At 70.5% G+C, this 25,266-nt stretch carries 23 protein-coding genes; 18 read left to right on the top strand and 5 right to left on the bottom strand.

The features are described 5' to 3' along the window. The first annotated feature begins 88 nt into the window (after positions 1–88). The 5 genes from ACZ66S_RS01340 to arfA all read left to right on the top strand — a co-directional run bounded on the left by ACZ66S_RS01340 (position 89) and on the right by arfA (position 6,079). On the top strand, positions 89–1,438 hold the full coding sequence (locus ACZ66S_RS01340) for an extracellular solute-binding protein (RefSeq protein ID WP_469898836.1): 1,350 nt from the start codon (positions 89–91) through the stop codon (positions 1,436–1,438). Beyond that, positions 1,435–2,385 (top strand): carbohydrate ABC transporter permease, encoded by a 951-nt coding sequence (locus ACZ66S_RS01335; protein ID WP_469898834.1) that lies wholly within the window; start codon positions 1,435–1,437, stop codon positions 2,383–2,385. Before ACZ66S_RS01340 ends, ACZ66S_RS01335 begins: the two co-directional genes overlap by 4 nt. After that, a complete protein-coding gene (locus tag ACZ66S_RS01330) occupies positions 2,382–3,242 on the top strand; it encodes a carbohydrate ABC transporter permease (RefSeq protein ID WP_469898833.1) in 861 nt (286 codons plus the stop codon). The genes ACZ66S_RS01335 and ACZ66S_RS01330 overlap by 4 nt, the downstream gene beginning before the upstream one ends. A gap of 277 nt (positions 3,243–3,519) precedes the next feature. Further along, the gene (locus ACZ66S_RS01325) at positions 3,520–4,488 is read left to right on the top strand and encodes an arabinan endo-1,5-alpha-L-arabinosidase (protein WP_469898832.1); all 969 of its coding nucleotides are present in this window, start codon (positions 3,520–3,522) and stop codon (positions 4,486–4,488) included. 79 nt (positions 4,489–4,567) lie between these two features. After that, positions 4,568–6,079 (top strand): arabinosylfuranosidase ArfA, encoded by a 1,512-nt coding sequence (gene arfA / locus ACZ66S_RS01320; RefSeq protein WP_469898830.1) that lies wholly within the window; start codon positions 4,568–4,570, stop codon positions 6,077–6,079. A gap of 75 nt (positions 6,080–6,154) precedes the next feature. On the opposite strand, the gene ACZ66S_RS01315 is transcribed toward arfA, so the two are convergent. Beyond that, positions 6,155–9,142 (bottom strand): beta-galactosidase, encoded by a 2,988-nt coding sequence (locus ACZ66S_RS01315; protein WP_469898828.1) that lies wholly within the window; start codon positions 9,140–9,142, stop codon positions 6,155–6,157. Between the two features lie 110 nt (positions 9,143–9,252). On the opposite strand from ACZ66S_RS01315, the gene ACZ66S_RS01310 reads away from it, so the two are divergent. The 3 genes from ACZ66S_RS01310 (at position 9,253) to ACZ66S_RS01300 (ending at position 11,552) form a co-directional block, all read left to right on the top strand. Next, on the top strand, positions 9,253–9,711 hold the full coding sequence (locus ACZ66S_RS01310) for an RrF2 family transcriptional regulator (RefSeq protein ID WP_469898826.1): 459 nt from the start codon (positions 9,253–9,255) through the stop codon (positions 9,709–9,711). A 93-nt stretch (positions 9,712–9,804) separates the two neighbouring features. Then, complete coding sequence (locus ACZ66S_RS01305; protein WP_469898824.1) at positions 9,805–10,716, top strand: sulfite exporter TauE/SafE family protein; 912 nt, start codon at positions 9,805–9,807, stop codon at positions 10,714–10,716. Between the two features lie 185 nt (positions 10,717–10,901). Then, complete coding sequence (locus ACZ66S_RS01300; RefSeq protein ID WP_469898822.1) at positions 10,902–11,552, top strand: DUF4360 domain-containing protein; 651 nt, start codon at positions 10,902–10,904, stop codon at positions 11,550–11,552. Between the two features lie 66 nt (positions 11,553–11,618). On the opposite strand, the gene ACZ66S_RS01295 is transcribed toward ACZ66S_RS01300, so the two are convergent. Then, a complete protein-coding gene (locus ACZ66S_RS01295; RefSeq protein ID WP_469899652.1) occupies positions 11,619–12,407 on the bottom strand; it encodes an intradiol ring-cleavage dioxygenase in 789 nt (262 codons plus the stop codon). A gap of 206 nt (positions 12,408–12,613) precedes the next feature. Between ACZ66S_RS01295 and ACZ66S_RS01290 the strand changes: the two genes are divergently transcribed. The 7 genes from ACZ66S_RS01290 to ACZ66S_RS01260 all read left to right on the top strand — a co-directional run bounded on the left by ACZ66S_RS01290 (position 12,614) and on the right by ACZ66S_RS01260 (position 17,967). After that, complete coding sequence (locus ACZ66S_RS01290) at positions 12,614–12,919, top strand: hypothetical protein (RefSeq protein ID WP_469898821.1); 306 nt, start codon at positions 12,614–12,616, stop codon at positions 12,917–12,919. A gap of 625 nt (positions 12,920–13,544) precedes the next feature. After that, positions 13,545–13,889: a DUF1330 domain-containing protein gene (locus ACZ66S_RS01285; protein ID WP_469898819.1), complete on the top strand. Its 345-nt coding sequence runs from the start codon at positions 13,545–13,547 to the stop codon at positions 13,887–13,889. An 83-nt stretch (positions 13,890–13,972) separates the two neighbouring features. Beyond that, positions 13,973–14,443, top strand: coding sequence for a hypothetical protein (locus tag ACZ66S_RS01280; protein WP_469898817.1), 471 nt, complete (start codon positions 13,973–13,975; stop codon positions 14,441–14,443). Positions 14,444–15,357: 914 nt separating this feature from the next. After that, positions 15,358–16,053: a WXG100-like domain-containing protein gene (locus ACZ66S_RS01275; protein ID WP_469898816.1), complete on the top strand. Its 696-nt coding sequence runs from the start codon at positions 15,358–15,360 to the stop codon at positions 16,051–16,053. Next, positions 16,050–16,859: a hypothetical protein gene (locus ACZ66S_RS01270; RefSeq protein ID WP_469898814.1), complete on the top strand. Its 810-nt coding sequence runs from the start codon at positions 16,050–16,052 to the stop codon at positions 16,857–16,859. The genes ACZ66S_RS01275 and ACZ66S_RS01270 overlap by 4 nt, the downstream gene beginning before the upstream one ends. Next, on the top strand, positions 16,852–17,403 hold the full coding sequence (locus tag ACZ66S_RS01265; protein ID WP_469898812.1) for a hypothetical protein: 552 nt from the start codon (positions 16,852–16,854) through the stop codon (positions 17,401–17,403). The genes ACZ66S_RS01270 and ACZ66S_RS01265 overlap by 8 nt, the downstream gene beginning before the upstream one ends. Before the next feature lie 33 nt (positions 17,404–17,436). Then, entirely contained in the window at positions 17,437–17,967 is a 531-nt protein-coding gene (locus ACZ66S_RS01260; RefSeq protein WP_365450778.1) for an SUKH-4 family immunity protein, read from the top strand. Between the two features lie 28 nt (positions 17,968–17,995). On the opposite strand, the gene ACZ66S_RS01255 is transcribed toward ACZ66S_RS01260, so the two are convergent. Beyond that, positions 17,996–18,157, bottom strand: coding sequence for a hypothetical protein (locus ACZ66S_RS01255; protein WP_469898810.1), 162 nt, complete (start codon positions 18,155–18,157; stop codon positions 17,996–17,998). Positions 18,158–18,404: 247 nt separating this feature from the next. Between ACZ66S_RS01255 and ACZ66S_RS01250 the strand changes: the two genes are divergently transcribed. The 3 genes from ACZ66S_RS01250 (at position 18,405) to ACZ66S_RS01240 (ending at position 22,262) form a co-directional block, all read left to right on the top strand. Further along, the gene (locus ACZ66S_RS01250) at positions 18,405–19,763 is read left to right on the top strand and encodes a DUF3500 domain-containing protein (RefSeq protein ID WP_469898808.1); all 1,359 of its coding nucleotides are present in this window, start codon (positions 18,405–18,407) and stop codon (positions 19,761–19,763) included. Positions 19,764–19,890: 127 nt separating this feature from the next. Beyond that, positions 19,891–20,847, top strand: coding sequence for an arabinan endo-1,5-alpha-L-arabinosidase (locus tag ACZ66S_RS01245; protein WP_469898807.1), 957 nt, complete (start codon positions 19,891–19,893; stop codon positions 20,845–20,847). Then, complete coding sequence (locus tag ACZ66S_RS01240) at positions 20,829–22,262, top strand: family 43 glycosylhydrolase (RefSeq protein WP_469898806.1); 1,434 nt, start codon at positions 20,829–20,831, stop codon at positions 22,260–22,262. Before ACZ66S_RS01245 ends, ACZ66S_RS01240 begins: the two co-directional genes overlap by 19 nt. 10 nt (positions 22,263–22,272) lie before the next feature. On the opposite strand, the gene ACZ66S_RS01235 is transcribed toward ACZ66S_RS01240, so the two are convergent. Both ACZ66S_RS01235 and ACZ66S_RS01230 read right to left on the bottom strand, forming a co-directional pair. Continuing rightward, positions 22,273–23,931 carry a pyridoxal phosphate-dependent aminotransferase gene (locus tag ACZ66S_RS01235; protein WP_469898804.1) on the bottom strand — a complete coding sequence of 553 codons (1,659 nt, stop codon included), beginning with the start codon at positions 23,929–23,931 and terminating at the stop codon, positions 22,273–22,275. A 175-nt stretch (positions 23,932–24,106) separates the two neighbouring features. Beyond that, positions 24,107–25,255, bottom strand: coding sequence for an aldose epimerase family protein (locus ACZ66S_RS01230; protein ID WP_469898802.1), 1,149 nt, complete (start codon positions 25,253–25,255; stop codon positions 24,107–24,109). Positions 25,256–25,266: the final 11 nt, after the last annotated feature.

The following is a 25,266-nucleotide window of genomic DNA, read 5'->3' as shown; positions in this document are numbered from 1 at the left end:
CAACCCATTGACTGGAAAGCGCTTCCTGCCTACGGTCCCGTTCGAAGTTACGAGCGCAATTCGATATCTCGAACAGATGGGGCAGGGAATGGGACGACCTGACCTGAGCCGCAGGCAACTTCTCGCCACGGCCGGCGGACTGACGGTGGCCGCCGGCTTCGGCTTCGCGGCCCTCGGCACCGGGGCCGACGCGCTCGCCTCCGGCGCGGACACCCGGGTGCGCTACTGGAACCTCTTCAGTGGAGGCGACGGGGCGAACATGATTGCGATGCTGGACGCCTTCCGCAAGGCCAATCCGGACATCGACGTGAAGGACTCCACCCTCCAGTGGGGCAACCCCTTCTACACCAAACTCGCCATGGCGGCCGCGGGCAACCGCGCCCCCGACCTCGGCGTCATGCACATGGGCCGGGTCACCGGGTTCTCGCCCGGCCGCCTCCTCGACCCCTGGGACGTCGACCTGCTCGCCAAGTACGGCGTACGGGAGCAGGACTACAACCCGGCGCTGTGGAAGCGCGGTGTCATCGACGGCAAGCTCTACGCCCTTCCCCTCGACATCCACGTCCAGCTCTGCTTCTACCGCAAGGACGTGCTCGGCAAGGCGGGCCTGCTCGGCGACGACGGCCGGATGGTCCCGGTCACCTCCACCGACGAGTGGTTCGACGTCCTCAAGAAGGCCAAGGCGGCCCAGAAGAAGGGTCTGCAGACCATCGGCCTGTGGACCAACGACCAGAACTTCCAGTGGTGGTTCTTCGTCGCCTTCTACACCCAGCTCGGCGGCAAGTGGTTCGACGCCGACAACACCGAGGTGCTCTTCGACCCCGACAAGGCCACCCAGGTCCTGGAGTTCCTCCGCCGCCACGTCACCGACGGGTACGTCATCCCCGGCGCCCCCACCGGCGAGCAGTTCATCAACGGCGCCCCCTTCACCTGGGAGGGCAACTGGTCCGTGCCGGTCTTCTCCGGCGCGGAACTGGACTACGGCGCGACCCCGCTGCCGCCCGTCTTCGGCAAGCAGGCCACCCACGCCGAGTCGCACGCCTTCGTCCTGCCCCACCAGTCCGGCCGCGGCGGCGCCACCAACGAGGGCGCCCACCAACTCGCCGCGTACGTCGTCACCCACGCCCTCCAGTGGGCGGCCGGCGGCCACATCCCCGCCTACACACCGACGCTCTCCACCGACGCGTACAAGAAGCTCACCCCGCAGAACGAGTACGTCAGCGCCATGGACCACCAGGCCACCGAGCCGAAGGTGTGGTTCGCGGGCTCCACCGGCGTGCTCGCCCAGGACCTCGGCCCGCTCGTCGTCTCCTCGACGATGGGCTCCGCCAAGCCGGCGTCGGTCGCGCAGACCATGAGGAAACACCTCACCAAACTCCTCGCCGCCAAGAACCCGATGGACGGCAGGACCGCCGCGCAGGGAGGTGCGGTCGCATGACGACCAGCGCTCACATGACGACCGGGGCCGTCGCCGCGCCGGCCCGCACCAGGACCGCGACCGCCGTCGCCACCGTGCGCCGCAAACAGGGCTTCCAGCACGGGGGCTGGTTCGTCGCCCCGTTCCTGGCGCTCTTCGTGCTGTTCGTGATCTGGCCGCTGCTGCGCGGCGTCTACCTCAGCTTCACCGACGCCAACATCTCCGGCGAGGGCGCGAGCTTCGTCGGCCTCGACAACTACCGCGAGGCCCTGCACGACGCGGCGATGTGGGACGCGCTCGGCCACAGCGCCTACTTCACGCTGCTGGTCGTCCCCTGCATCACGGTCCTGGCCTTCCTGCTGGCGATGCTCGCCCACCACATCGAGCGCGGGAAGTGGCTGTGGCGGCTGTGCTTCTTCGTGCCGTTCCTGCTGCCCTCGACGGTCGCCGCCAACATGTTCCAGTGGCTGTTCACCCAGGGCATCGGCCTGATCAACGAGACCTTCGGGCTCGACACGCCCTGGCTGACCGACAAGTCGTACGCCATGCTCGCCATCGTCATCGAGACCCTGTGGTGGACCGTCGGCTTCAGCTTCCTGCTCTACCTCGCCGCCCTCCAGGGCATCCCCGACCACCTCTACGAGGCCGCGAAGCTGGACGGGGCCAACGCCTGGCACCGCATGGTCCACATCACCCTGCCGATGCTGCGCCACATCACCGGTCTGGTGATCGCGCTCCAGATCCTCGCCTCGCTCCAGCTCTTCGACCAGGCCGTCGTGATGATGGACTTCGGGCCGGGACCGGAGGTCAGCACCCGCTCCTTCGTGCAGTACACCCTCGAACAGGGCTTCACCAGCTACCGCGTGGGCTACGCCTCCGCGATGTCCATCATCTTCTTCGTGATCATCGCAGTCGTCGCCCTGGCCCGGATGTGGCTGCTGCGCAACCGTGAGGAGAGCGGCCGATGACCACCGCCGTACCAGCCCGCAAGAGCTCCCGCAAACCCTGGACGCCCAGCCAGATCGTCCTCACGCTGCTCGGTGTCGCCGTCTCCGCCGTCTTCGTCGCGCCGATCGCGGCCGCGCTGTTCACCTCGCTCAAGTCCGAGGCGGAGGCGGCCGAGATCCCGCCGCACTGGCTGCCGGAGGTCTGGACGGTCCAGGCGTGGAAGGCGCTGTGGGAGACCGGCAACATCACCAACTGGTTCATCAACTCGCTGGTGGTGTCGATCTGCGTCACCTCCGTCGTGCTGACGGTCAGCGCGCTGGCCGGATACGGCTTCGCCCGTACGGAGTTCCGCGGCAAGAGCGTCCTGATGGGCATCGTGATGTCGGGTCTGATGATCTCCCCGGCCGTCCTCGGCGTGCCCCTGTTCACCACGGTCCAGCAGATGGGGATGGTCGACACGTACTGGGGCATGATCCTGCCGCAGTGCGCGCCGGCCGCGATGGTCTACATCCTCTACAAGTTCTTCCAGGGCGTGCCGCGCGAGCTGGAGGAGGCCGCGTTCATCGACGGCGCGGGCCGCTGGCGGGTCTTCCTCACGATCGTGGTCCCGCTGGCCCGTCCCTCGCTGGCGGCGGTCGGCATCTTCACCTTCATCGCCTCCTGGAACAACTTCCTGTGGCCGTACATGGTGACCAACAACCCCGACCTGATGACCATGCCGAACGGCATCGCGACCGTCATGAACTCCTACGGCATCCAGTGGGCCCAGCTCATGGCCGGCGGCCTCATGGCCGGCCTCCCCCTGATCGTCGTCTTCGTCTTCTTCCAGCGCCAGATCGTCGCCGGCGTGGCCCACACGGGCCTGGCGGGCCAGTGACCCGCACACGCCGCGAGGCGGCACCGGTCACCGGCCGCACACCGTCGACGGCCGGGCGTGGCGTCCGTGGGGCCGCGTCCGGACCGTGGCAGGGCGTTGGCCTTGTCGTCGGTCGCGGTCCGGTGGCGGCCGGTGCGACGGCGCAGCGGGCGGTTGGGCGGAGCCGCCGCGAGAACGGTTCTGGACCGGCCACCTGCGCAGGACCGCCCGGGGGGCCGCACCGCCCCGGCCCCGTCCGGCCGCCCCGGCCGGCCACCACCGACACAAGGAGCCGCGGGTGAAACGCCTCGGACCGGCCACCGTCCTGATCGCCGTCGTCATGGCCCTGCTGCCGGCCACGGCCCGCGCGGACGTCGCCTACCCCGACCCGCTCCCGATCACCGGGCAGCAGATCATCCACGACCCGACCGTCCTGCGGCTGAAGTCCGGCGGGTACGTGGCCTACTCGACCGGCGGTGTCATCGGGGCCCGGCTGTCGAAGGACCTCCGGCACTGGACCGACGCGGGCAACGCCTTCGCCGAGCCGCCGGCGTGGTGGTACGAGTACAACGACACTGGAGACCCCTGGGCGCCCGACATCTCCTACCGGGCGGGCCGGTACTGGCTCTACTACGCCGTCTCGTCCTGGGGCACCAACCACTCCGCTATCGGCGTGGCCACCTCCCCCTCCGGCCTCCCCGGCACCTGGACCGACCACGGCAAGGCCCTCACCTCCGAGACCACCGACTCCTGGAACGCCATCGACCCGGCGATCGTCCGGGCGGACGGCAGGCTGTGGATGTCGTTCGGCTCGTACTGGACCGGCATCCGCATGGTCGAACTCAGCCCGGCGACCGGCAAGGCCCTCCCCGGCGCCGCCGTCCACCACCTGGCCACCCGCCCGGACGCCCCGTACGCCGTCGAGGGCCCGTCCGTCGTGCGGCACGGCCGCTACTACTACCTCTTCGCCTCCTACGACGCCTGTTGTGCGGGAGTGAACTCCACGTACAGGATCAGGGTCGGACGGTCCACGAAGGTCACGGGGCCGTACGTCGACAGCACGGGCAAGCCCCTGCTGGAGGGCGGCGGTGACCTGCTGCTGGCCGGACACGGGAGGTACGTCGGCACGGGAGGCGAGTCCGTCTTCCGCGCCCGCGGCCAGGACTGGCTGGCCTACCACTACTACGACGCGGACGACTCGGGCACACCCAAGCTCGGGCTGAACCGCCTCGGCTGGACAAGGAACGGCTGGCCGAAGGTCTTCTAGGGGCGCGGGGAACTGCGTGAGCAGGCCCCGCGACCCGCAGCCGCCAACGCAACGGAATCACCCACCTCGAAAGGCGCCCATGAGCACCGCCCGCTTCACCCTCGACCCCGCCTTCAAGGTCGGCCAGGTCAACCCCCGCCTGTTCGGCTCGTTCGTGGAACACCTCGGTCGCTGCGTCTACACCGGAATCTTCGAGCCCGGCCACCCCGCCGCCGACGAGGACGGCATCCGCACCGACGTCCTGGAGCTCGTCCGCGAACTCGGCGTCACCGCCGTCCGCTACCCCGGCGGCAACTTCGTCTCCGGCTACAAGTGGGAGGACTCCGTCGGCCCCGTCGAGGACCGCCCCCGCCGCCTCGACCTCGCCTGGCGCTCCACCGAGACCAACCGCTTCGGCCTCTCCGAGTACATCGCCTTCCTGAAGAAGGTCGGCCCCCAGGCCGAGCCCATGATGGCCCTCAACCTCGGCACCCGGGGCGTCGCCGAGGCCCTCGAACTCCAGGAGTACGCCAACCACCCGGCCGGCACCGCCCTGTCCGACCTCCGGGTCTCCCACGGCGACAAGGACCCCTTCGGCATCAGGCTGTGGTGCCTGGGCAACGAGATGGACGGCCCCTGGCAGACCGGCCACAAGACCGCCCAGGAGTACGGCCGGATCGCCGCCGAGACCGCCCGCGCGATGCGCCAGATCGACCCCGGCGTCGAACTCGTCGCCTGCGGCTCCTCCAGCCAGGCCATGCCGACCTTCGCCGCCTGGGAGGCGACCGTCCTGGAGGAGACGTACGACCTCGTCGACCACATCTCCCTGCACGCCTACTACCAGCCCGAGGACGGTGACGTCGACTCCTTCCTGGCCTCCGCCGTCGACATGGAGTCCTTCATCGAGAACGTGGTCGCCACCGCGGACCACATCGGCGCGAAGCTGAAGTCGAAGAAGAAGATCAACCTCTCCTTCGACGAGTGGAACGTCTGGTACATCTCGGAGTGGCACGAGATCGAGAACTCCGGCGCGCGGGACTGGGCGGAGGCCCCCCGCCTCCTGGAGGACAACTACAGCGTCCTGGACGCCGTCGTCTTCGGCTCGCTCCTCATCGCCCTGCTGCGGCACGCCGACCGCGTCACCGTCGCCTGTCTCGCCCAGTTGGTCAACGTGATCGCCCCGATCATGACCGAGCCCGGCGGCCCGGCCTGGCGCCAGACGACGTTCTTCCCGTTCGCCCAGGCCTCGAGGTACGGCCGTGGCGAGGTCCTCGACGTACGGGTCGACTCGCCGACGTACGAGACGAAGAAGTTCGGCGAGACCGACCTGCTGCACGCCACCGCCGTGCGCGCCGAGGACGGCTCGGTCACCGTCTTCGCCGTCAACCGCAGCCGGAGCGAGTCGCTGCCCCTCGAAGTCGCCCTGAGCGGCCTCGACCTGACGGACGTCGTCGAGCACAGCGTCCTCGCCGACGCCGATCCGGACGCCCGCAACACCCTGGACGCCCCCGACCGGGTCGCCCCGCACGCGGCCGAGGGCACCGCGCTGAAGGACGGCGTGCTCACCGCCGTACTGGAGCCGCTCTCCTGGAACGTGATCCGGCTCGGCTGAACGAGGCCCCGAGGGCGTCGGCAGGTCTCCCGCGGGAACCGACCGGCGCCCTCGGGCACCAACGGGACAACAGGCCTACCGGCCGGGCGAGTCCACCGGCGTGACGGGCACACCCCCGGCCGAGGTCCCCAGCAGTTTCAGCCGTACGTCCCCGGGTCCGGACTCGGTCGTCCCGTCCGACAGCACCGCCAGCGCCAGGGTGTTGGTGCCGCGGGTGCGCAGGATGCCGTTGGGCAGGACGAAGGTGTGCTGCGGGCCCACGTCGTTGACGTACTGGCCCATGTTCCAGCCGTTGAGGAAGATCTGGACGCGGTACGCCCGTTCGGGGTCGTCGTCCAGGGTGAGACCGACGGAGGCGTCGATGCCGGCGTCCACGGCGAGCCGGAACGACGTCCGGTACCAGGTGACCCCCTGGCGCCGGTCGGAGCGCGGCAGCTCCGTGTCCTCCCAGTGCTCCTCGGCGAAGCCCGGCAGGTGCCAGCCCTTGCGCTCTCCGTACAGTCCGCCGTTGTTGAGCGGCCCGCGCACCGGGTCGGGCGCCGTCTCGCCCTGGATGCGCCAACTCACCTTCGGGGAACCGCCCTTGAAGGTGACCGCGGTCAACCCCCGGGCCGCCTTGTGGGAGCCGGCGGAGCCGCCGTCCAGGTCGTGCGCCATCCGCCGCACGAGGACGGACAGGACGCGGGGCGCGTGCCCCGAGGGCGCCGGCGCGTCGAAGGCGGCCGTCGCCGTCCACGTGCCCCTGCCCGCGGTGCTCCGGTCCGGCACCGGCATCCGGTGCGTGCCCAGTGGCTCGCCGTCCAGCCACGCCATCAGCAGCCCCTGGGTGCCCGTGCTGTAGGACAGGGACACCGACTCCAGGCCGTCCGCGCCGGTCAGACGTCCCCGGTACCAGACGTCGCCGTAGTGGAAGCCGTAGTCGTCGGCGAACAGGACCGGCCGGCCCGGCGGGACCGGGGTGATGCTGGACGAGCTCGTGCGGTCGGCCCGGGTCCAGCCGGAGTCGTCGTAGTCCGGGACGGACTCGAAGTTCTCGGTACGGCGCCGCCAGTCGCCCAGCGCGGGCAGCCGCACCTCGCCCACCGCGGGGACGGGCAACTGTCCGGGTGTGGTCGGCATGTCGGCCCGCAGGCTGTCCATGGGGGTGGGGGAGGCGGGCAGCGGGCGTCCGTTCCAGGTGATCCGGGCCATCCCGCGCGGCCCCCACACCTCCATGCCGGTGCCCTCGACGGTGTCGCCGGTGAGATGGGCGGTGGCGCCGTCCAGGGTGACCCCGCGCACCAGCGACGGCCCGTACACCAGCACCGGTCCGGTCGGGGTGTCCACCGGGAACAGCCGCAGTGCGGCGGCGTCGTCGGCCAGGATCAGCAGCAGCGGGGTGTCGCTGCCGCCGCCCTCGATCCGGACCCGGGCCAGGCCGCCGACGCCCATCGGCGCGGTGATCCTGAGGACGCCGAGGTCGTAGTTCCAGGCGGGTTCCGCGTCGCCCCGGGTGACCAGGGGCTCCTCCGGGCACTCCAGCAGGACCTGGGCCATCTCGCCGTGCGGGGCCGTGAAGACGGCGACGTCCGTGCGTCCGACCCGCATGCTCGCCATGGGCTGCGCGGTGGCGTACCTGAGCGTGCGCCCGCCCAACCGGAGGCCCGCGGTGAGCAGTCGGGCGTCGTGCGGGGCGACGGTGAACGCCACGTCGATCCCGGCGTCCGGGATCGTCGTCGTGATCGGCGCGTCGGTGTCGTTGCGCACGACGTACACATGGGAGCCGGTGTCCGGGTTGGTCAGGTGGTACACCTTCAGCCGCTCGTCGGCGGCCCGCACCGCGTCGGCCCGGTCCAGCTTGGCGAAGTCCGGCACGGTCCGCAGGAGATGGCCGAGCTGGTGCTGGGGGGCGAGCTTGGGGGTCTGCCGGCGGGCCTCGTCGATCGCCGCCCCGTAGTCGTACGACGTGTAGACCTGCGGCGCGGGCAGCCAGCCCCAGGAGGTGCCGCCGAAGGTCATGTAGACGTTGTGCATGGTGATGCCGTTGGCGAGGTTGGTGAGCTGGAAGCGCCGCTCGTAGGCCGCGTCCCGGCTGTACCGCGCCTCGGCGTACCCCTTGCCGTCGAAGGTCGCCCCGCCCCATGGATCGGACCGGCCGCCGCCGAACTCCGGCAGGAACCCGGGCGTCCCGGGACTGGCCGTCGCCCCGCCCTCGAGTCCGCCCTCGCCGAAGTCCCCCCAGTCCGGCGGCACTTCGTCGGGCGGGGGAAAGCCGTCGAAGCCGTAGAGCCAACCGCGTTCCTCGCCGCCGGTGTTGAAGGACCCCGGGGTCCAGTAGCCGTTCCTGCCCTTGTCGTTGTGGAACAGCGGGACGTCGATCCCGTCGGCCCGCACCTTCTTGTAGAGGTGGGACATGTAGTCCCGGCCCAGGGGCTCGTCGACGAAGGCGTCGTACTCGTTCTCGATCTGGTAGAGCAGGACTGTGCCCCGGCCCTTGGTGAACAGGTGCCGGACGGCGATCGCGTTCACCTCGGTCAGCCACTCGTCGACGTACGACAGATAGGTGGGGTCGGAGGTGCGGGCCCGGCCCTCGGTCGCCGCGAGCCAGCCCGGGAAGCCGCCCCCGTCGACCTCGGCGTCGATGTACGGGCCCGGGCGCAGGACGACGTACAGGCCGGTCTCGGCGGCCGTGCGCAGGAAGAGGTCGAGGTCGCGGACGCCGGTGAAGTCGTACTGGCCGGGGCCGGGGGAGTGGTAGTTCCAGGCCACGTGCACGCTCACCGCGTTGAAGCCGTGGGCGCGCATCTTCTGCAGGACGTCCCGCCACAGTGACGGGCTCGGCAGCCGGAAGGGGTGCATCTCGCCGGACCACAGCACCAGGCGCCGGCCGTCGACCAGCAGCGAGTACTTGTCGTGACCGACCTTGTGCCGCACCTGGTCGGCGGCGGGCGCGCCGGGCGCCGGTCCGGTGGGCACGCTGCGGGAGGCGTAGGCCCGGGTGGTCTCCCCACCACTGCCGCTCAGCGCGAAGCCGAGCGCCGTGGTGCCGGCGAGGGCGCTGAATGTACGTCTGCTCAGCTCCAAGGGAGCGCCTCCTGGTGGTGCCGCGCTAGCGCCAGTCCGTCCGTGGGTGTGGGTGGTGTGCCTATTGTGGCGTGGCCATTGTCTCCGCCCGAACGCCGCACAATTGTCGTATGAGGATCTCTGCACGGGCGGACTACGCGGTACGGGCGGTGCTGGAGCTTGCCGTGCGGCAGGACACGGAGCCGGTGAAGGCCGAGGCCATCGCCGCGGTCCAGGACATTCCGCACAAGTTCCTGGAGGGGATCCTCGGCGATCTCCGGCGGGGCGGGATCGTCGACAGCAGGCGGGGCGGGGGCGGCGGTTACCGGCTCGCGCGCGAGGCCTCGGCCATCACGGTCGCCGACGTCATCCGCGCGGTCGACGGACCGATCGTGTCGGTGCGCGGCGAGCGGCCCACCGGTCTGGAGTACACGGGTTCCGCCCAGCCCCTGCTCCCGCTGTGGATCGCCCTGCGGGCCAACGTCCGCAAGATCCTGGAGGGCGTCACCGTCGCCGACATCGCGGGCGACGCGCTTCCCGAGCCGGTGCGGCGGCTCGCGGAGGAACCGGCCGCGTGGGAGAACCCCTGATTCTCAGGTCGCCCTCAGGATGACCCCTTAGCGTGACGTCCCGTCGATCCCTACCGACCCGGTAGGAAATCCAGCAACGGCGGGACGGACCTCATGAGCACGCTGATACTGCTCGCCCTCGCGGGCCTCGGCGCCCAACTGGTGGACGGCAGCCTCGGCATGGCGCACGGGGTGATCTCGACCGTGCTGCTCCTGGCGCTCGGCGCGAGTCCGGCCGCCGCCTCGGCCGTCGTCCACCTCGCGCAGATCGGCACCGGCCTGGTGTCCGGCGCCTCGCACGCGCGCTTCGGCAACGTCGACTGGAAGGTCGTGTCCCGGATCGGCTTCCCCGGTGCCGTGGGCGCGTTCGTCGGCGCGACCGTCCTGTCCCGGCTGTCCACCGCGCTCGCCGAACCGGTGATGGCGGTGATCCTGCTGGTGCTCGGCCTCTACGTCACCTGGCGCTTCACCCTGCGGGGCGTGCCCGAGGGGCGGCTCGGCCGGCCGCTGCGCCGACGGTTCCTGGTGCCGGTCGGCCTGGTCGCCGGGTTCCTCGGGGCGACCGGCGGAGGCGGCTGGGGGCTGATCGGCACCCCGGCGCTGCTGGCCAGTGGCCGGCTGGAGCCGCGCAAGGTGGTCGGCTCGGTCGACGCGAGCAAGGCGCTGGTGGCCGTGGCCGCGAGCGCGGGCTTCCTCCTCTCGCTCGGCTCGCACGGCGTGAACTGGTCCTGGGTGCTCGCCTTCCTCCTCGGCGGCATGGTCATCGCCCCGGTGGCCGCCTGGCTGGCCCGCTTCGTGACCCCGCGCATCCTGGGCACCGCGGTCGGCGGCCTCATCGTGCTGCTCAACGCCCGCACGCTGCTGAGCGGCGACTGGCCGGCGGTCCCCGACGGCCTGAGGGCCTTCATCTACGTCGTCCTGTACGCGCTGTGGGCCGCCGCCCTGGCGTACTCGGTCCGCGCCCACCTGAGGGAGAAGGCGGCCGCGGCCGGGCGTGCCGGGGAGCGGCAGCCGGCCGGCGTCTGAACGGACTCGGGCCGGAACGGCTCAACTTCCTTTACTGACACGTGAGTTCGGACATCGCTCGAATGGCTGGAGTTCGCTCTGGTGGTGTCACGGGGTGCTCCCTACGATTCGATCGCCGCGGTGCTTCACAGAAACCACACAGGTTCTCCACGCTTCAACATGTCAGCGCAGAGGAGAGACCCCCCATGGCAAGCGGACTTCTTCTGGGCGGCGCCATAGCCGCTCTCGTCACCGCGGCGATGCCCGCGCACAACCCGTCCGGCGGGTTCGTCGACCCGCCCCCGGACAAGATCGTCATCAACGTGGCCACCGTGAACGGCTCCGGCTGTCCCGCGGGCACGGCCGCCGTCGCGGTCTCCGAGGACAACACCGCGTTCACCGTGACCTACAGCGACTACCTCGCCCAGGTCGGCGGCAACTCCGACCCCACTGCGTTCCGCAAGAACTGCCAGCTCAACCTGATCGTCCATGTCCCGCAGGGCTTCACGTACGCCATCGCCAGCGCGGACTACCGGGGCTTCGCCTCGCTCCAGGCCGGCGCGAGCAGCGTCCAGCGGGCCTCGTACTACTTCCAGGGCTCCTCGCAGACCGCGTTCAAGACCCACACCTTCCCCGGCGCCTACAACGACAACTGGCAGGCGACCGACACCACCGACTGGGCCCAACTGGTCTGGGCGCCCTGCGGGGTGCAGCGCAACTTCAACATCAACACGGAGGTCCGGGTGAACGCGGGCACCTCCTCGCCGTCCAAGGTCAGCTTCATGACGATGGACTCGACCGACGGTGACATCAGCACCGTCTACCACATGGCGTGGAAGGAGTGCCCGGCCAAGTGAGCTCCTGAGCGGGAACCGCCCGTCGCCCCTCGGGGCGACGGGCGGTTCGCCTCGCGTCCTGGTGCCTCAGCTCCTCTCGACGCCGAGGGTGAGGGTGCCGCGGTAGCCGGCGGAGGGACTGCTGCCCAGGGCGGTCAGGGTCAGGAGGCCGGACGCGGCGCCGCCGTCGTCGTAGATCCCGTCCTGGGCGAGGGTGGTGCGGGTGACCGTGTTGGCCGAGTACGGCGCGAGCGCGCCGACCCGGGCGGTGACCGTCTCGTCGAAGAAGAGCTGGCCGGTGTGGAGCTCGGTGCCGCCGGTGAAGGAGCCGTCCGCGGTGAGGGTCACGTTGACGTGCACCTTCACATGGATGTGCACGCAGCGGCCGCGGTACCAGCCCGGGTAGACCGTGGTGATGTCGGCGACGCCGCCGGAGTCGGTGAGCACGCCGCCGCGCAGGAAGGTGCCGCTGTCGGGTTCGTTGTGGCCGTTGTTGCCGACGTAGCCCGAGTACTCGCCGATCGCGTCGCAGTGCCAGATCTCGACGAGCGCGTTGCTGATGGTGGCGCAGGTGTCGTCGTCGACGACGGTGAGGGCGAGCTTGAGCGGGAAGCCGGTCTTGCCCTCGGTGATGTCGGCGCGGACGTACTGGCCGTCGAGGTAGTAGGGACCCTCGGTCATCTCCTTGGTCAGGGTGCAGACCGCCGCGGCGGCGACGGGGGCCGTGTCGGTGGTGTCACCGGCGGGGGAGGTGCGGGTCCCGGACACCGCGGCGCCCACGGCCAGGGTCGCCGCGGTGGCGCCGGTGGCGACCAGGACGGTGCGGCGGGCTAGGGGGTTTCCCGCGAGGGTGCCGGTCGTGGGGGTCTCGGTCATGGGGGTCCCGTTCGTGGGGGTGTCGTTCATGGGGGTGTCGTTCATGGGGGTGTCTGTCATGGACACGGCACCGTAGGAGGGGTTGCTGTCGGCGGGCTGTCAGTTCGGCAAAGTGAGGGGTCGTCAAGTTTCCTGCGAGACAGCTTGCGGTGTCGGGCGGGGTGGGCGCGGTACCGTATCGGGGCGTATGCCGACAAGGAGGGTAAATGGGGCTTACCGTGCGGGTCGAACGGCGCATCGCGGAGGACTTCCCCGGCCGGGAGGGCGAGGTGGTGGGCGATCTCCTCACCGAGCTGGTCAACCACCTGACCGACCGGGGCGACCAGGAGGACAAGGAACGGATCGCCGCCGCGACGCTGCTGTGCGGACAGGGCCGGGTGGACCGGCTCCTGGATGCCGTCCAACTGGCCAAGGAGGACTGGCGGGACGTCCTGGTGGGGGCGGGCCTCGCGGGCGCGGGGTGGAGGGAGCGACTGGAGGCGGACTTCGGCCCGGCGCCCGCCTCCGGCTGAGCAGGGGCCCCGCGGGGCGGTCGGGGCGCTGGTCTCCGACGGCTCTGCGGGGCCACGGGGGTGTGCGGGGCCGGCGGTTCGACGGGGGTGCCTGGCCGTCGGTGGTTGCCGTGGCGCGGTGGGGTTCCTGTCGCCGCGGTGTCCGGCGTTGGGTTTCCGGCGGCTTTGCGGGGCGTGCGCTTTGCGGTGGGCCGGGGCGGGGGTTCTGTGCCGGTGTGGGGTGGTGATCGGGCGGTGGTTTTCGGCGGCTTTGCGGGCCGTGCGTTTTGCGGTGGGCCGGGGCGGGGGTTCTGTGCCGGTGTGGGGTGGTGATCGGGCGGTGGTTTTCGGCGGCTTTGCGGGCCGTGCGCTTTGCGGTGGGCCGGGGCGGGGGTTCTGTGCCGGTGTGCGGTGGTGATCGAGCGGGGGGTCCCGGCGGCTCTGCGGAGGGGTGGCGGGCCTCCCAGGTGCACGTCACTCGGTCGTACCGCCCGACGTACCGGCGGCCTGATATGAGCGACCGTCGCGGTGCGCGGTGCTTCGGGGCCGAAGGTTCCCGACCGCTTACCCCTCGGGTAATCGACCCCGGTTCGGCCCGCGTGCCAGGCTCATTCGCGTCAGGAGCCGCACCGACCGGGAGGACACCATGACCGCCTACGGCATAGCCCACCTGCGGGAAGCCGCGCCGCATCCGGAGATCGCCGAGTACATCGAGCGCATCAGCGCCACCTTCGAGCCGTACGGCGGCCGCTTCCTCGTGCACGGCGCGCAGCACGAGGTGAAGGAGGGCCGCTGGCCGGGGCACGTCGTGGTGATCGGGTTCCCCGGGATCGCGGAGGCGCGGGCCTGGTGGGACTCGGCCGCGTACCAGGAGATCGCACCGCTGCGCTCACGGCACATCGAGGGCGACATCATCCTGGTCGAGGGCGTCCCCGAGGGCTACGACCCCGCCGTCACCGCGAAGGCGCTGCGGGACGCGATCACCTCGTGAGGGACGGTCGTGTTCCCCGACTCCCGTGACGTACGGGGCTGTTGGATACTGGGGCGGCCAGCGTACGGAAGGGGGAGGTTCGCGTGCCGGACGGACGTGAAGTGGACCAGTCGGAGTTGCTGGGCGTCGCCAAGGACGAGGAGCGCGCCCGCAGCCTGCTCCGCGCCCTGCGCACGCTGAGCACCGGGCCCGATCCGAAGCTGCGGGAGATGGCGCGCGGGGTGCTGCGCGGCGACCTGACCGCCGAACAGGCCTTCACCGACCCGGAGTACACCGCCGCGCTCTTCTCCGGCGCCGCGAAGGTCCGCCGCGCGGGGGAGCAGCGCACCGACGCCGAGGCCCGCGAGGCGAGCGAACGGTTCGGCGCGTGGCAGGAGTCGCGAAGCACGGAGGACGCAGGAGACGGACAGGGCGAGGGGCAGACCGAGGGCGAGGGACGGGGCACGTCAGGACCCGACGCGCCGACCCGTCCGACCCCGCACCAGCCCACGGGACCTTGGCGCCACACCGGTCTGGGCGGCCCGGGCGGCCTGGGCCCGTCGGGCCACCGCTGAGCGCCGCCGCACGTGCCGTGTCTCTTCGACCCGCGGCTGAGCGCCGGGGGCGGCGTGGGCTGCTGGGGGTGTCGCGCGTCGGATCTCGGCGAACGCCGCTGAGCTTGGGGCCGGGTGTGGCCAGGACGCCGCTCCGGGTTCATGTGGCCGGCGTGGACTGGGCGGTGAGGATGGCGAGTTGGAGATGACGGCCACCTTGGTGCCGGCCACGTCGAGCGCGCGTGCCGCGTCTTCTCGACCGCCGTTGCAGTCGGCCGCCAGCACTGCCCCCGCTCCTGGTCCGTGTCGCCGTGAGGCTGAGCGCTGGGCGTCTCCTAAGTTGTCGGCTGCCCCCGGCCGTTGAGGTTCGCGCCGCGCAAGTCTGGAGACCGCTTCGGGCGCACCATCGGCCCCGCGTTCCGGTTCGTGCGTCCGACGCTGAACGCCGGGAGCCGTCAGACTGGTCGGCCGCGAGGTGCTGCCGCCCGTGCCGGGGCATTTCGGCCGCCGTCAGGCTCGGCCTCGCGTCCGGTACCGGCCACCGCCCCGGGTTTCTGTGGCCGATGCTGCATGCCGGGCGCTGCCAAACTGGTCGGCCGCGAGGTGCTGCCGGCGGCCACTGCTGCAGTCGGCCGCCAGCCTCGGCCCCGCGTTCCCGTTCCCACGGCCGATGCTGAACGCCCTTCGAGTCGCCGTTGAGTCCTGGCCCCGTTCCGGGTTCCGGCGTGTCCGGGCCGCCCACGACGGCTGGTGTGCCGTGTCCCGGGTGGGCTTGTAACCCGCGGCTTCAGCGACATCCCGCCGCCCACCTCCCTGACCTCCGGTCCTCACCTCACCCCCTCCTGACCCTCCAGCAAATCCCGGCCCCCGTAGTAAAGTTCGGCCGTCGTACGCGTGACCTGAAATGGTCCTGCCAAGACAAAGGGGGAACGAGCATGGGGGTCGTGCTGCCCGACGAGGCCGCCTGGGTGCTGGACCTCATCGGCATCGAGTGGCCGAACGTCGACGAGGACGACTACCGGGACATGGCCGACGGCCTGCGCTCCTTCGCCTCCCAGATGCGGGAGGGCAAGGACGCCACGGCGAGCGTCGTCCGGGAGTTCCTGGAGGGCAACGAGGGCATCGCCACCGCGGCCTTCCAGCAGCACTGGGGCAAGGTCAGCGACGTACACCTGGAACGGCTCGGGGAGGCCGCCGACCTCGGGGCGATGGCCCTGGACGGCGCCGCGCTCGCCGTGGTCGGCGCCAAGGTCGCCGCCATCGTCCAACTCGGCATCCTCGCCGCCGAGATCATCGCCGCCCAGGCCGCCGCACCCTTCACGCTCGGGCTCTCCGAGGTCGGCGCGCTCGGCGCCACCCAGGCCACCCGCCTCATCGTGCGGCGGCTGCTGAAGGAGGCCGAGCAGCTCCTCATGGAGGAGCTCATGTCCGTCGCCATGGGCCCGGTGTACTCCGCGCTCGGCAACATGGCCACCGACCTCGTCCTCCAGCTCGGCGCCAACGCCGTGGGCCTGCAGGACGGTTACAGCCCCGGCAAGACCCTGCGCGCGGGCAGTGAGGGCTTCTCCGAGGGACTGGACGCCGCCACCGGCACCACAGGGACCTTCAGCAGCAAGGGAGGCGCCGCGTGAGCGACACCGTGCGCAGCGACAAGGACCTCCACGACCGGCTCGCCGACCGCATCACCTCCCAGGCCGACGAGCACGAGTCCGGCGCCCGCCCCCACCTGCGCCGCAGCCGCGCCGGCCTGAACCGCACCCGGGGCAAGGGCGCCCTCGCGGCGGCCGTCGAGACCGGGGCCGAGAAGATCCTCAAGGCCATCGAGGAGGCCGAGGACCAGCTCCACAAGCACCTCCAGGACGTCTCCAAGGGCGTGCGCGCGATGGGCGACAACCACGCGCGCAACGACAAGAACATCGAGACGATGCTGCAGAACATCGTCAAGCGCTCCCGCGACCAGGACACGGTCCGCGACGGCGGCGGGATCGGCAAGGACCGGCCGGACACGACGAAGGACCCGCACACCGTCACCCTGGAGTGGAAGCCCGGGATGCCCAAGCCGGCCTTCGAGCGGAAGGCGCGGGCCCTGCAGCGCCTCGGCGAGGAGGGCAAGCTCTTCAAGTTCAAGGGCAAGACGGAGGACTACCGGGACAAGGAGATCACCAAGCAGTACAAGGGCGCCCTGGAGGCGCTGATCCGCCGGAACCACAAGGACGACCCCGAGTTCGCCGAGGAGGCCGCGGTGGCGGCCCGTGCGATGCAGCCCGACCACGTCAACGAACTCCAGACCGGCGGTCCGGACGCGTGGCGTAACCTGCGGATGCTGGACCGGACGACGAACTTCGACATCGGCACGCAGCAGATACGTCCGCAGATCAAGGATCTGCCGGACGGCAATCCGATCAACATCGACATCAAGTGGTGGCCAGATGACTAGCGCGAGCCCGGGACCGTCCCGTCTCGTCGACACGGTGGACGCCCTGCGGACGGCACTGGCGCAGAGCCCGGACGTGCTGAGCTTCACGCTCGGCGGCACGATCGACGAGGAGACCGCGGCCGCCGCGGAGGCCGACGGGGTGCCGCGGGAGTTCCTGGACTTCTGCCGGATCCTGGACGGCGCGAGCTGCGGGCCGAACGTGCAGCTCTTCGGCCTGGCGGAGGCCGAGGAGCACCAGTTCTACTGCGGCCCGGTGGTCGACTCCCCGCTGCCGCTGTCCCCGGAGAAGCTGTTCTGCATCGGGCTCGTCAACGAGGCGCCGGTCTTCCTCGACCGCGCCGGCGGCGGTGTCCTCGGCAACCCGGAGGCGGGCGGCGACTGGGTCGACGCGGAACGCTTCCAGCAGCTCGCGCCCGGCATGACGGAGTTCTTCGTGGAGCGGCTGGCCACCGCGGACTACGCGCGGCTTGCGGAGATCGACGACGAGCTGTTGGAGTACGACGACTGGCTGAAGCTGCTGCGGCGGGCCGGTCTCACCGGCTGAGACGGACAGAGCACGAGGGGAAGCAGAGGACGCATGGCCACCCATGACGAGATGACGGAGCTGTTCGGCGCGGACCGCGTGGTCACGCTGGACCGTGCCGTCGCCGAGGAGCGCGGACTGTCCGAGGCCGACGCCGAGGTGCTGTGCGAGGTCGGCGTCCCGGTCTTCGTGGACGTGCTGTTCACCCTCGACACCGCCGACGAGGGACCCGATCCCTTCACCGTGGTGCCGGTGGCCGCGGGGGGCGAGGAGACCCACATCCTCGTCCTGGGCGGCCCCACCGACGACCCGGCGATGCGGTACTGCCTCGACATGGACCGCGGCTACGTCATCCTGATGTCCTTCGACGCGGAGCCGCGCGCCGAGATCGTGAACCGCACCCTCGCCGACCTCGTCGAGTTCCTGTACCGGTTCGCGCTGCGCACCAGGCACCTGGAGCAGGCCGCGCCGCAGGACCGTGCCCCGTACACCGACAAGCTCGTCGAGTACCTCAAGGCCCGCGACCCGTACGCGTTCGCCCAGCCGGACAGTTGGTGGTCGATGGTCTTCGAGCAGGTCGGCTGACCGCTCACCAGGAACTCGGCGACGGCCGTCAGCGGGCGGCCCACGTGCGCGCGGTACGCCGCCGACGCGGCGTGTGCTCCGGCACCGGCAGCCCGATGCCCGCCGTGGAGTCGCGCAGGAACCGCTCCGGCGTGACGCCGTCCGGGACCCCGGGGGCACCGCCGCGCACACGGTTCAGCAGGTCAGCCACGCCCGGACGGTCCGCTGCCGCGGTGAACGCGGACTGCTGGACGAGCTCGATGCACGGTCCCCCGAGAACCGCGGTCAGGTTGGTGGCAGTACCGACTGGGAGTCTCCGCGCGGGGTGTCCGGCCCGTCACCGTGACTCCTGCGGTCCGTCATCAGCAGCCGCAGTCCGGCGACCCCGTTCCTGCCCCGCCGGGCCCCTCACAGGTCTCGCCCAGGAACGCTTCAGGTACACCCTGGAGTCTGCCTGCATGCACGGACACCGACCACGTACCCCCGAAACCGATCGCAGCCGCCGCTGGTTCATGAACAAGGCGCTGCTCGCCGGCGGTGTCGCCGCCGTGGCGACCATGACCGGCTGCTCCTCCGGCTCCGCCGACACCGCGGGCTCCGCCTCCGCCACCGGCGCCCCCGGCGGCATGCCCTCCGGCGGGCCGGGTGGCGGTGGCGGGGGCGGCATGGGACCCGGCGCCACCCAGGTCAAGTACGCGGACGTCAAGGGCGTCACCACCGACGGCACCGTCGTCGAGGACCTGTACTCGATCCACTCCACGGACGTCTCCACGGACGCGCTGGTCAAGGCGGCGCAGGCGTTCCTCGACGGGCTCTCCACGAAGGAGCGCACGTCGTGCGTGTTCGACATCGACGCGGACGAGTGGACGGCCTGGAGCAACGTCGACGGCTACGACCGCAAGGGCGTCCGGATGGGCGACCTGACCGAGAAGCAGCGCGACCTCGGCTACGCGCTGCTCGGCAAGGCGCTGTCCGCCGACGGCCTGACCCAGACCCGCGGCATCATGAAGCTGAACGCGTTCCTGGGCGACTCCAACGGCGGCAACCAGAAGACCCTGACCGAGGGCCACTACTTCTTCACCTTCATGGGCACCCCCTCGACCACGCAGCCGTGGGGCTTCCAGTACGAGGGCCACCACGTCGCCATCAACTACTTCGTCCTGGGCGACCAGGTCGTGATGACGCCGACCTTCATGGGCTCCGAGCCCACGACGGGCACGTACAAGGGCGAGAAGATCACCCTCTTCCGGCCGGAGACCACGGCGGGTCTGGCCATGATCCGCTCCCTCACCACGGCCCAGCGCGCCGAGGCGGTCTCCACGCAGTCGAACGGCAACGAGGACATGAAGGCCGGCGCCGGCCAGGACAACCTGAAGCTCGCCTACGAGGGCCTCAAGGGCTCCGAACTCACCACCGCCCAGCGGGAGAAACTGCTGGACCTGGCGCGGGTGTACATCGGCTACGTCAACGAGGGCCACGCCGAGGTGAAGATGACCGAGGTGGAGAAGCACCTGGACGACACGTACTTCTACTGGATGGGCGAGACGAAGGACGACTCCGCCTTCTACTACCGGATCCACAGCCCGGTCGTCCTCATCGAGTACGACGCCCAGGCCCCGCTCTTCTACAAGGGCGACTCCTCGGCGACCCCCAGCGCGAGCGCGAGCGCGAGTTCCGGCGGGCAGGGACCGGGCGGCGGCATGGGCATGGGCGGCGGAACCCCGTCCCAGGAGCACATCCACACCATCGTCCGCACCCCCAACGGGGGCGACTACGGGATAGACCTCCTCAAACTGCACCTGGAGCAGGACCACTGACGACAGGTGAGGCGTGCGCGGACCATTGACGCGCAAGGGGTTCGATTCTACGGTCCCGTCCGAAGCTCTGATCGGTGATCGGCATATCGAACATCCCCCCACTCGCATCCTGCAAAGGAGCGTCACCGTGCGCCGCACCTCACTCCTGGCCGTCCCCGTGGCCTTCCTGCTGGCCCTGATCCCGGGCACGGCCTCCGCCTACCCCAACCCCGGGACCGTCACCGGTGCCACCACCATCCACGACCCGACGATGATCCGTACGTCGGCGGGCCGTTACCTGCTGTACGGCACCGGCGGCGGCCTCGGCTACCGCACCTCCACCGACCGGATCGCGTTCACGGCCGGCAGCGACGCCTTCTCCGCCAAGCCGAGCTGGTGGTCGTCGTACGCCACCGAGGCCTGGGCGCCCGACATCTCCTACCAGGGCGGCAAGTACCTGATGTACTACGCCGTCTCGACCTTCGGATCCAACAAGTCGGCGATCGGCCTCGCGGCCTCGACCACCGGTCTGCCCGGTTCCTGGACCGACTACGGCACGGTCTACACGTCCACCACCTCCAGCGACTACAACGCCATCGACCCGAACCTGTTCGTCGACGGCGACGGCAAGTGGTGGCTGTCCTTCGGGAGTTGGTGGACCGGCCTGAAGATGATCCAGATCAACCCGTCCACCGGCAAGCAGCTCTCCACCAACACCACCCGCTACTCGATCGCCTCCCGCCCGACCGGGACCAAGGCCGTCGAGGCGCCGTACATCGTGAAGCGGAACGGCTACTACTACCTCTTCGCGTCCTACGACACCTGCTGCACCGGCACCAGTTCGACCTACAAGGTCAAGGTCGGCCGCGCCACCAGCGTCACCGGGCCGTACGTCGACAAGAACGGCGTGTCGATGATGAGCAACGGCGGCACCCCGGTCCTGGAGTCGCACGGCCGGTACATCGGCCCCGGCGGCCAGTCGATCATGAGCGACTCCGACGGCGACCTGATCGTCTACCACTACTACGACGGGAACGACAACGGCACGCCCAAGCTCGGCATCAACCTCCTGAACTGGAGCAGCGGATGGCCCGTCGCCTACTGATCCTGCTGGCCGCGCTGCTCCTCGCCCTCGGCCTCGGCCAGTCCACCGCGAGCGCGGCCTCGTTCTCGAACCCGGTCAAGGCCCAGAAGGGCGCCGACCCCTGGATCTCCTACTACAGCGGCAACTACTACCTGGTGACGACGAGTTGGACCAACGTCATCACCATGCGCAAGTCGCCCACCCTGGCCGGACTCGCCACCGCGCCGAGCGTGCAGGTGTGGACCGGGGACGCCGCGAGCCGGTGCTGCAACATCTGGGCACCCGAGATCCACTTCATCAACGGCCGCTGGTACCTGTACTACGTGGCCGGACAGAACGTCTCCGACTACAACCCGACCCAGCGCACGCACGTCCTGGAGAGCGCCGGGTCCGACCCCATGGGGCCGTACACCTACAGGAACCAGCTCAACTCCGCCTGGATGCTGGATCCCTCGGTCGCGACCATCAACGGTCAGCTCTATCTGTTCGGCAGTGCGAGCGGCGGCACCCAGAACCTCGTCGCGGCCCGCCTGTCCAACCCGTACACCCTCGCCACCGGCTTCTCGACCATCTCCACTCCCACCAACTCCTGGGAGAAGTCGGGGGGTTCGGTCAACGAAGGACCGGAGATCCTCCAGCGGGGCGGCAGGACCTTCCTGATCTACTCGGCGAGCGGCTGCTGGACCCCCGACTACAAGCTCGGCCAGCTCACCCTCACCGGCTCCGACCCCCTCGCCGCGTCCTCCTGGACGAAGAAGTCCACGCCGGTCTTCCAGCGCAACGACTCCGCCGGCGTCTACGGCCCCGGCCACAACGGCTTCTTCACCTCGCCCGACGGCACCGAGAACTGGATCGTCTACCACGCCAACGACTCGGCGTCCGACGGCTGCGACAACGGCCGTACGACCAGGGCCCAGAAGTTCACCTGGAACTCCGACGGCACCCCGAACCTCGGCGCCCCGGTGGCCCTGGGCGCCTCCCTGACGGGCCCCGCGGGCGAACCCTCCGCGGCCTCGACGACGTACACCCTCACCAACCGCAACAGCGGCAAGTGCCTGGAGGTGGCGGGCGGTTCGACCGCCGACGGGGCCAACGTCCAGCAGTACACCTGCAACGGCGGCGCCAACCAGCGCTGGCGGGTCGAGGACCAGGGCGACGACACCAGCCGGCTGGTCAACGTGGCCGGCGGGAAGGTGCTCGACACGGCCGACTGCTCGACGGCCGACGGCGCGGACCTGCGCCAGTGGTCCTGGCTGAACAACACCTGCCAGCGGTTCAGGTTCCTGGTGACCGACAGCGGCTACGTGCGGATCGTCAACCAGGCCACCGGCAAGGTGGCGGACGTGGCCGACTGCTCCACCGCCGACGCGGCCGACGTACGCCAATGGTCCTGGCTGTCCAACACCTGCCAGCAGTGGCGGCTGACCCCCGGGTAGCCGAGCGGGCCTAGCCCACCTGGCCCATGCCCGCCGCGTTGGGCCAGCTCTGGGCGTTGGGCCACCCGGTGGCCGGTGCCTGGGACAGCTCCTGCGGAGCCCCGGGCGCCGGCGCGGTCATCCCCCGCACCTGTGCGGCGGTGAGCCCGCCACGGGCCGGCACCCCCGGCGGGGTCGGCCCCATGGGCGGCGCGAAGGGCGCCGGAGCCGGCGGGGCCGGAGCGGGAGCGGGCGGCATCGGGGCCGGGGCAGGCATCGGGGGCGGCGACTGCATCTGGGCCGGCATGGGCATCCCCGCCCCCATGGAGGCGGCCGTTCCCATGGAAGCAGCCGTCCCCATGGAGGCAGCCGTCCCCATGGGGGGCGCCGCGGCCACCGCCACCGGCTGGGCCACCGGCATCGGCATGCCGACGCCCGTCCCCCCACCGCCGACGGCCATCGCGGCCAGGTCCTGCATGCCGGCGCCGTTGGTCTGACCGACCAGCCGGTCCACCGCCGCCGTGCCCGAGCTGTAGCTGGTCCCTTGAGCGAGCTCGGGCACGGCGGCTCCCCTCCTGGTCCCGTAGAGCACCTGTTCCAGGCCGGACACCAGGCGACGCACGTCCACCTGGGGGCGCACCACGAGCCGCAGGAAGCGGCTGGACGAGCCGATCTTGTTGCCGCACTCGCGGACGAGGATGCGGTGCTCGGTGAGCATCCGGTCCCGGACCACGGTGCCCTCGGCGCCCACGGGCAGGCGCACGAAGAGGAAGTTCCCCTGCGAGGGGTAGACGGTCAGGCCGGGCAGCGCGGCGAGCTGGCTCGCCATGTCGAGGCGGTCCCGGCGCACCTGGTGCAGGCTCTGCGCGTACTCGGCGCCGTGCTCCTTGAGCATGAACACCACGTACTCGGCGAAGGCGTTGAGGTTCCACTTCGGCAGCATCGAGCGGACCCGGCCCGCGAGGGAGGGGTTGGCCACCATGTAGCCGAAGCGGATGCCGTGCAGGCCGAAGTTCTTGCCGAGGCTGCGCAGCACGATGACGTTCGGCCGGATCATCGCCTCCTGGACGACGCTCGGCTCCTGCTCGGCGTCCGCGAACTCCAGGAACGACTCGTCGATGACGATGAGGTCCAGATCGGCCATGGCGTCCATGAACTGCACGAGCGCGTGCTTGTGGAGGAAGCCGCCGTCGGGGTTGTTCGGGTTGCAGATGACCGCGACCCGCGTGCCCCGGGTGCGTATGAAATCGGCGTACTGCGCGAGGTCCAGGGCGAATCCGCTGGACTCCTGGAGCGGGAACATGTCGACCCGCTTGCCGGTCTCCATCGGCTGGTCGGTCCAGCGGCCGAAGGTGGGGACCGGCACGGCGAGGGACTCGCGGACCAGCAGGTGGTCGATCCAGGTGATCAGTTCGGTCGAGCCGTTGCCCATCGCCACGGCCTGCGGCGGCAGTTGGAGCAGGTTGCACAGCTCGGCGGTGATCGTGTCGGCGCTGCTGGGGTAGTAGGTGATGATGTCCTTCAGCCGCGCGGCCATGGTGTCCATCATCGCCGGGGTGGGGAAGTAGGGATTGCAGGGGATGCAGAAGTCCACCGGGCCGGTCCCGTCTCCGCCTTCACGCGCCAGCGCCGCCATGGACGGGCTGTGCGCAGTCGTGCTGCGGAACAACGAGGTGACGTTGTCGGCCATCGAACCTCCGTATGGGGCGGACCCGGCGGGGACGACCGGGTCCGTCGTCATTGGGTGGCCCGCGCGGGGGAGCGCGGGCCGCCTCTACATACGGATTCCTGCGTGGCGCTGTTCAACGGGTGTGAAAGAAGTGTGAGTTCGGGAACCCCTGTCCCGATCTCCGCATCAGCGCAGGTCAGGCGCCGAACGAGTGGATCGTCGTGGTCCGGTACGTCTGTCCCGGGCGCAGCACCGTCGAGGGGAACGACGGGTGGTTCGGCGAGTCCGGGAAGTGCTGCGTCTCCAGGCACAGGGCGTCGCCCTGGCGGTAGGTGTGACCGCCGGTGCCGGTGAGGGTGCCGTCGAGGAAGTTGCCCGAGTAGAACTGCAGACCCGGCTCGACGGTGGAGATCCGCAGTGTGCGGCCCGACGCGGGGTCGCGCAGGGTCGCCACGTGCTCGGGCTTCGCGGTGCTGCCCTTGTCCAGGACCCAGTTGTGGTCGTAGCCCTTGGCGAGGACCTGCTGCTCGTGGCCGGCCCGGATGTCCCGGCCGATCTGCTTGCCCTTGCGGAAGTCGAAGGGGGTGCCCGCGACCTTCGCCAGCTCACCGGTGGGGATGAGGCCCGAGTCGGTGGGCGTGTAGCGGGAGGCGGCGATGCGCAGCTCGTGGTCCTCGATGGTGCCGGTGCCCTCGCCGCCGAGGTTCCAGTAGACGTGGCTGGTCAGGTTGACCACGGTGGCCTTGTCGGTGGTGGCCTCGTAGTCGATCCGCCACTCGCCGTGCCGGGTGAGGGTGTACGTCACCTTCACCTTGAGGGTGCCGGGGTAGCCCATCTCGCCGTCGACGGACGTGTAGTACAGGTGCAGGCCGACGTCCGAGCCCTTGGTGAACGGCTCGACGTCCCAGACCCGCTTGTCGAAGCCCTGGGTGCCGCCGTGCAGGCTGTTGTCCCCGTCGTTGACGGAGAGCTGGTAGCTCTTGCCGTCCAGGGTGAACTGCCCCTTGGCGATGCGATTTCCGTAACGCCCGATCAGCGCGCCGAAGTACGGGGTCTTGGCGACGTAGTCCTCGATGTTGTCGAAGCCCGCCGAGACGTTGGCGTAGTGGCCCCTGCGGTCCGGGATCTCCAGGGACTGGACGACGCCGCCCCAGGACAGCACCTTCATGCGCGTGCCGCCGTTGGCCAGCGACCAGATGTGGACCTTCGTGCCGTCGGCGAGGGTGCCGAAGACCTTCTTGGTCGGCTTGCTGCTGCTGGACGCCTCGGCGGTGCCCCCGAGCGTCGTCGCGGCGATTCCCGCGGCCGCGGCACCGGCGATGACCGTTCGTCTGTTCAGTTCCATCTAGCGGCTCC

The organism is Streptomyces sp. NPDC107471 (genome assembly GCF_055582845.1).
Note: the sequence above shows the minus strand (reverse complement) of the source record. Positions and strands in the feature narration are given on the sequence as shown.

What these genes read in the sequence shown, in the direction of transcription:
- ACZ66S_RS01340 (WP_469898836.1), top strand. Translation starts at nt 89, where the DNA reads ATGGGACGACCTGACCTGAGCCGCAGGCAACTTCTCGCCACGGCCGGC.
- ACZ66S_RS01335 (WP_469898834.1), top strand. Translation starts at nt 1,435, where the DNA reads ATGACGACCAGCGCTCACATGACGACCGGGGCCGTCGCCGCGCCGGCC.
- ACZ66S_RS01330 (WP_469898833.1), top strand. Translation starts at nt 2,382, where the DNA reads ATGACCACCGCCGTACCAGCCCGCAAGAGCTCCCGCAAACCCTGGACG.
- arfA (WP_469898830.1), top strand. Translation starts at nt 4,568, where the DNA reads ATGAGCACCGCCCGCTTCACCCTCGACCCCGCCTTCAAGGTCGGCCAG.
- ACZ66S_RS01310 (WP_469898826.1), top strand. Translation starts at nt 9,253, where the DNA reads ATGAGGATCTCTGCACGGGCGGACTACGCGGTACGGGCGGTGCTGGAG.
- ACZ66S_RS01305 (WP_469898824.1), top strand. Translation starts at nt 9,805, where the DNA reads ATGAGCACGCTGATACTGCTCGCCCTCGCGGGCCTCGGCGCCCAACTG.
- ACZ66S_RS01300 (WP_469898822.1), top strand. Translation starts at nt 10,902, where the DNA reads ATGGCAAGCGGACTTCTTCTGGGCGGCGCCATAGCCGCTCTCGTCACC.
- ACZ66S_RS01295 (WP_469899652.1), bottom strand. Translation starts at nt 12,407, where the DNA reads ATGACCGAGACCCCCACGACCGGCACCCTCGCGGGAAACCCCCTAGCC.
- ACZ66S_RS01290 (WP_469898821.1), top strand. Translation starts at nt 12,614, where the DNA reads ATGGGGCTTACCGTGCGGGTCGAACGGCGCATCGCGGAGGACTTCCCC.
- ACZ66S_RS01285 (WP_469898819.1), top strand. Translation starts at nt 13,545, where the DNA reads ATGACCGCCTACGGCATAGCCCACCTGCGGGAAGCCGCGCCGCATCCG.
- ACZ66S_RS01275 (WP_469898816.1), top strand. Translation starts at nt 15,358, where the DNA reads ATGGGGGTCGTGCTGCCCGACGAGGCCGCCTGGGTGCTGGACCTCATC.
- ACZ66S_RS01265 (WP_469898812.1), top strand. Translation starts at nt 16,852, where the DNA reads ATGACTAGCGCGAGCCCGGGACCGTCCCGTCTCGTCGACACGGTGGAC.
- ACZ66S_RS01260 (WP_365450778.1), top strand. Translation starts at nt 17,437, where the DNA reads ATGGCCACCCATGACGAGATGACGGAGCTGTTCGGCGCGGACCGCGTG.
- ACZ66S_RS01250 (WP_469898808.1), top strand. Translation starts at nt 18,405, where the DNA reads ATGCACGGACACCGACCACGTACCCCCGAAACCGATCGCAGCCGCCGC.
- ACZ66S_RS01240 (WP_469898806.1), top strand. Translation starts at nt 20,829, where the DNA reads ATGGCCCGTCGCCTACTGATCCTGCTGGCCGCGCTGCTCCTCGCCCTC.
- ACZ66S_RS01235 (WP_469898804.1), bottom strand. Translation starts at nt 23,931, where the DNA reads ATGGCCGACAACGTCACCTCGTTGTTCCGCAGCACGACTGCGCACAGC.
- ACZ66S_RS01230 (WP_469898802.1), bottom strand. Translation starts at nt 25,255, where the DNA reads ATGGAACTGAACAGACGAACGGTCATCGCCGGTGCCGCGGCCGCGGGA.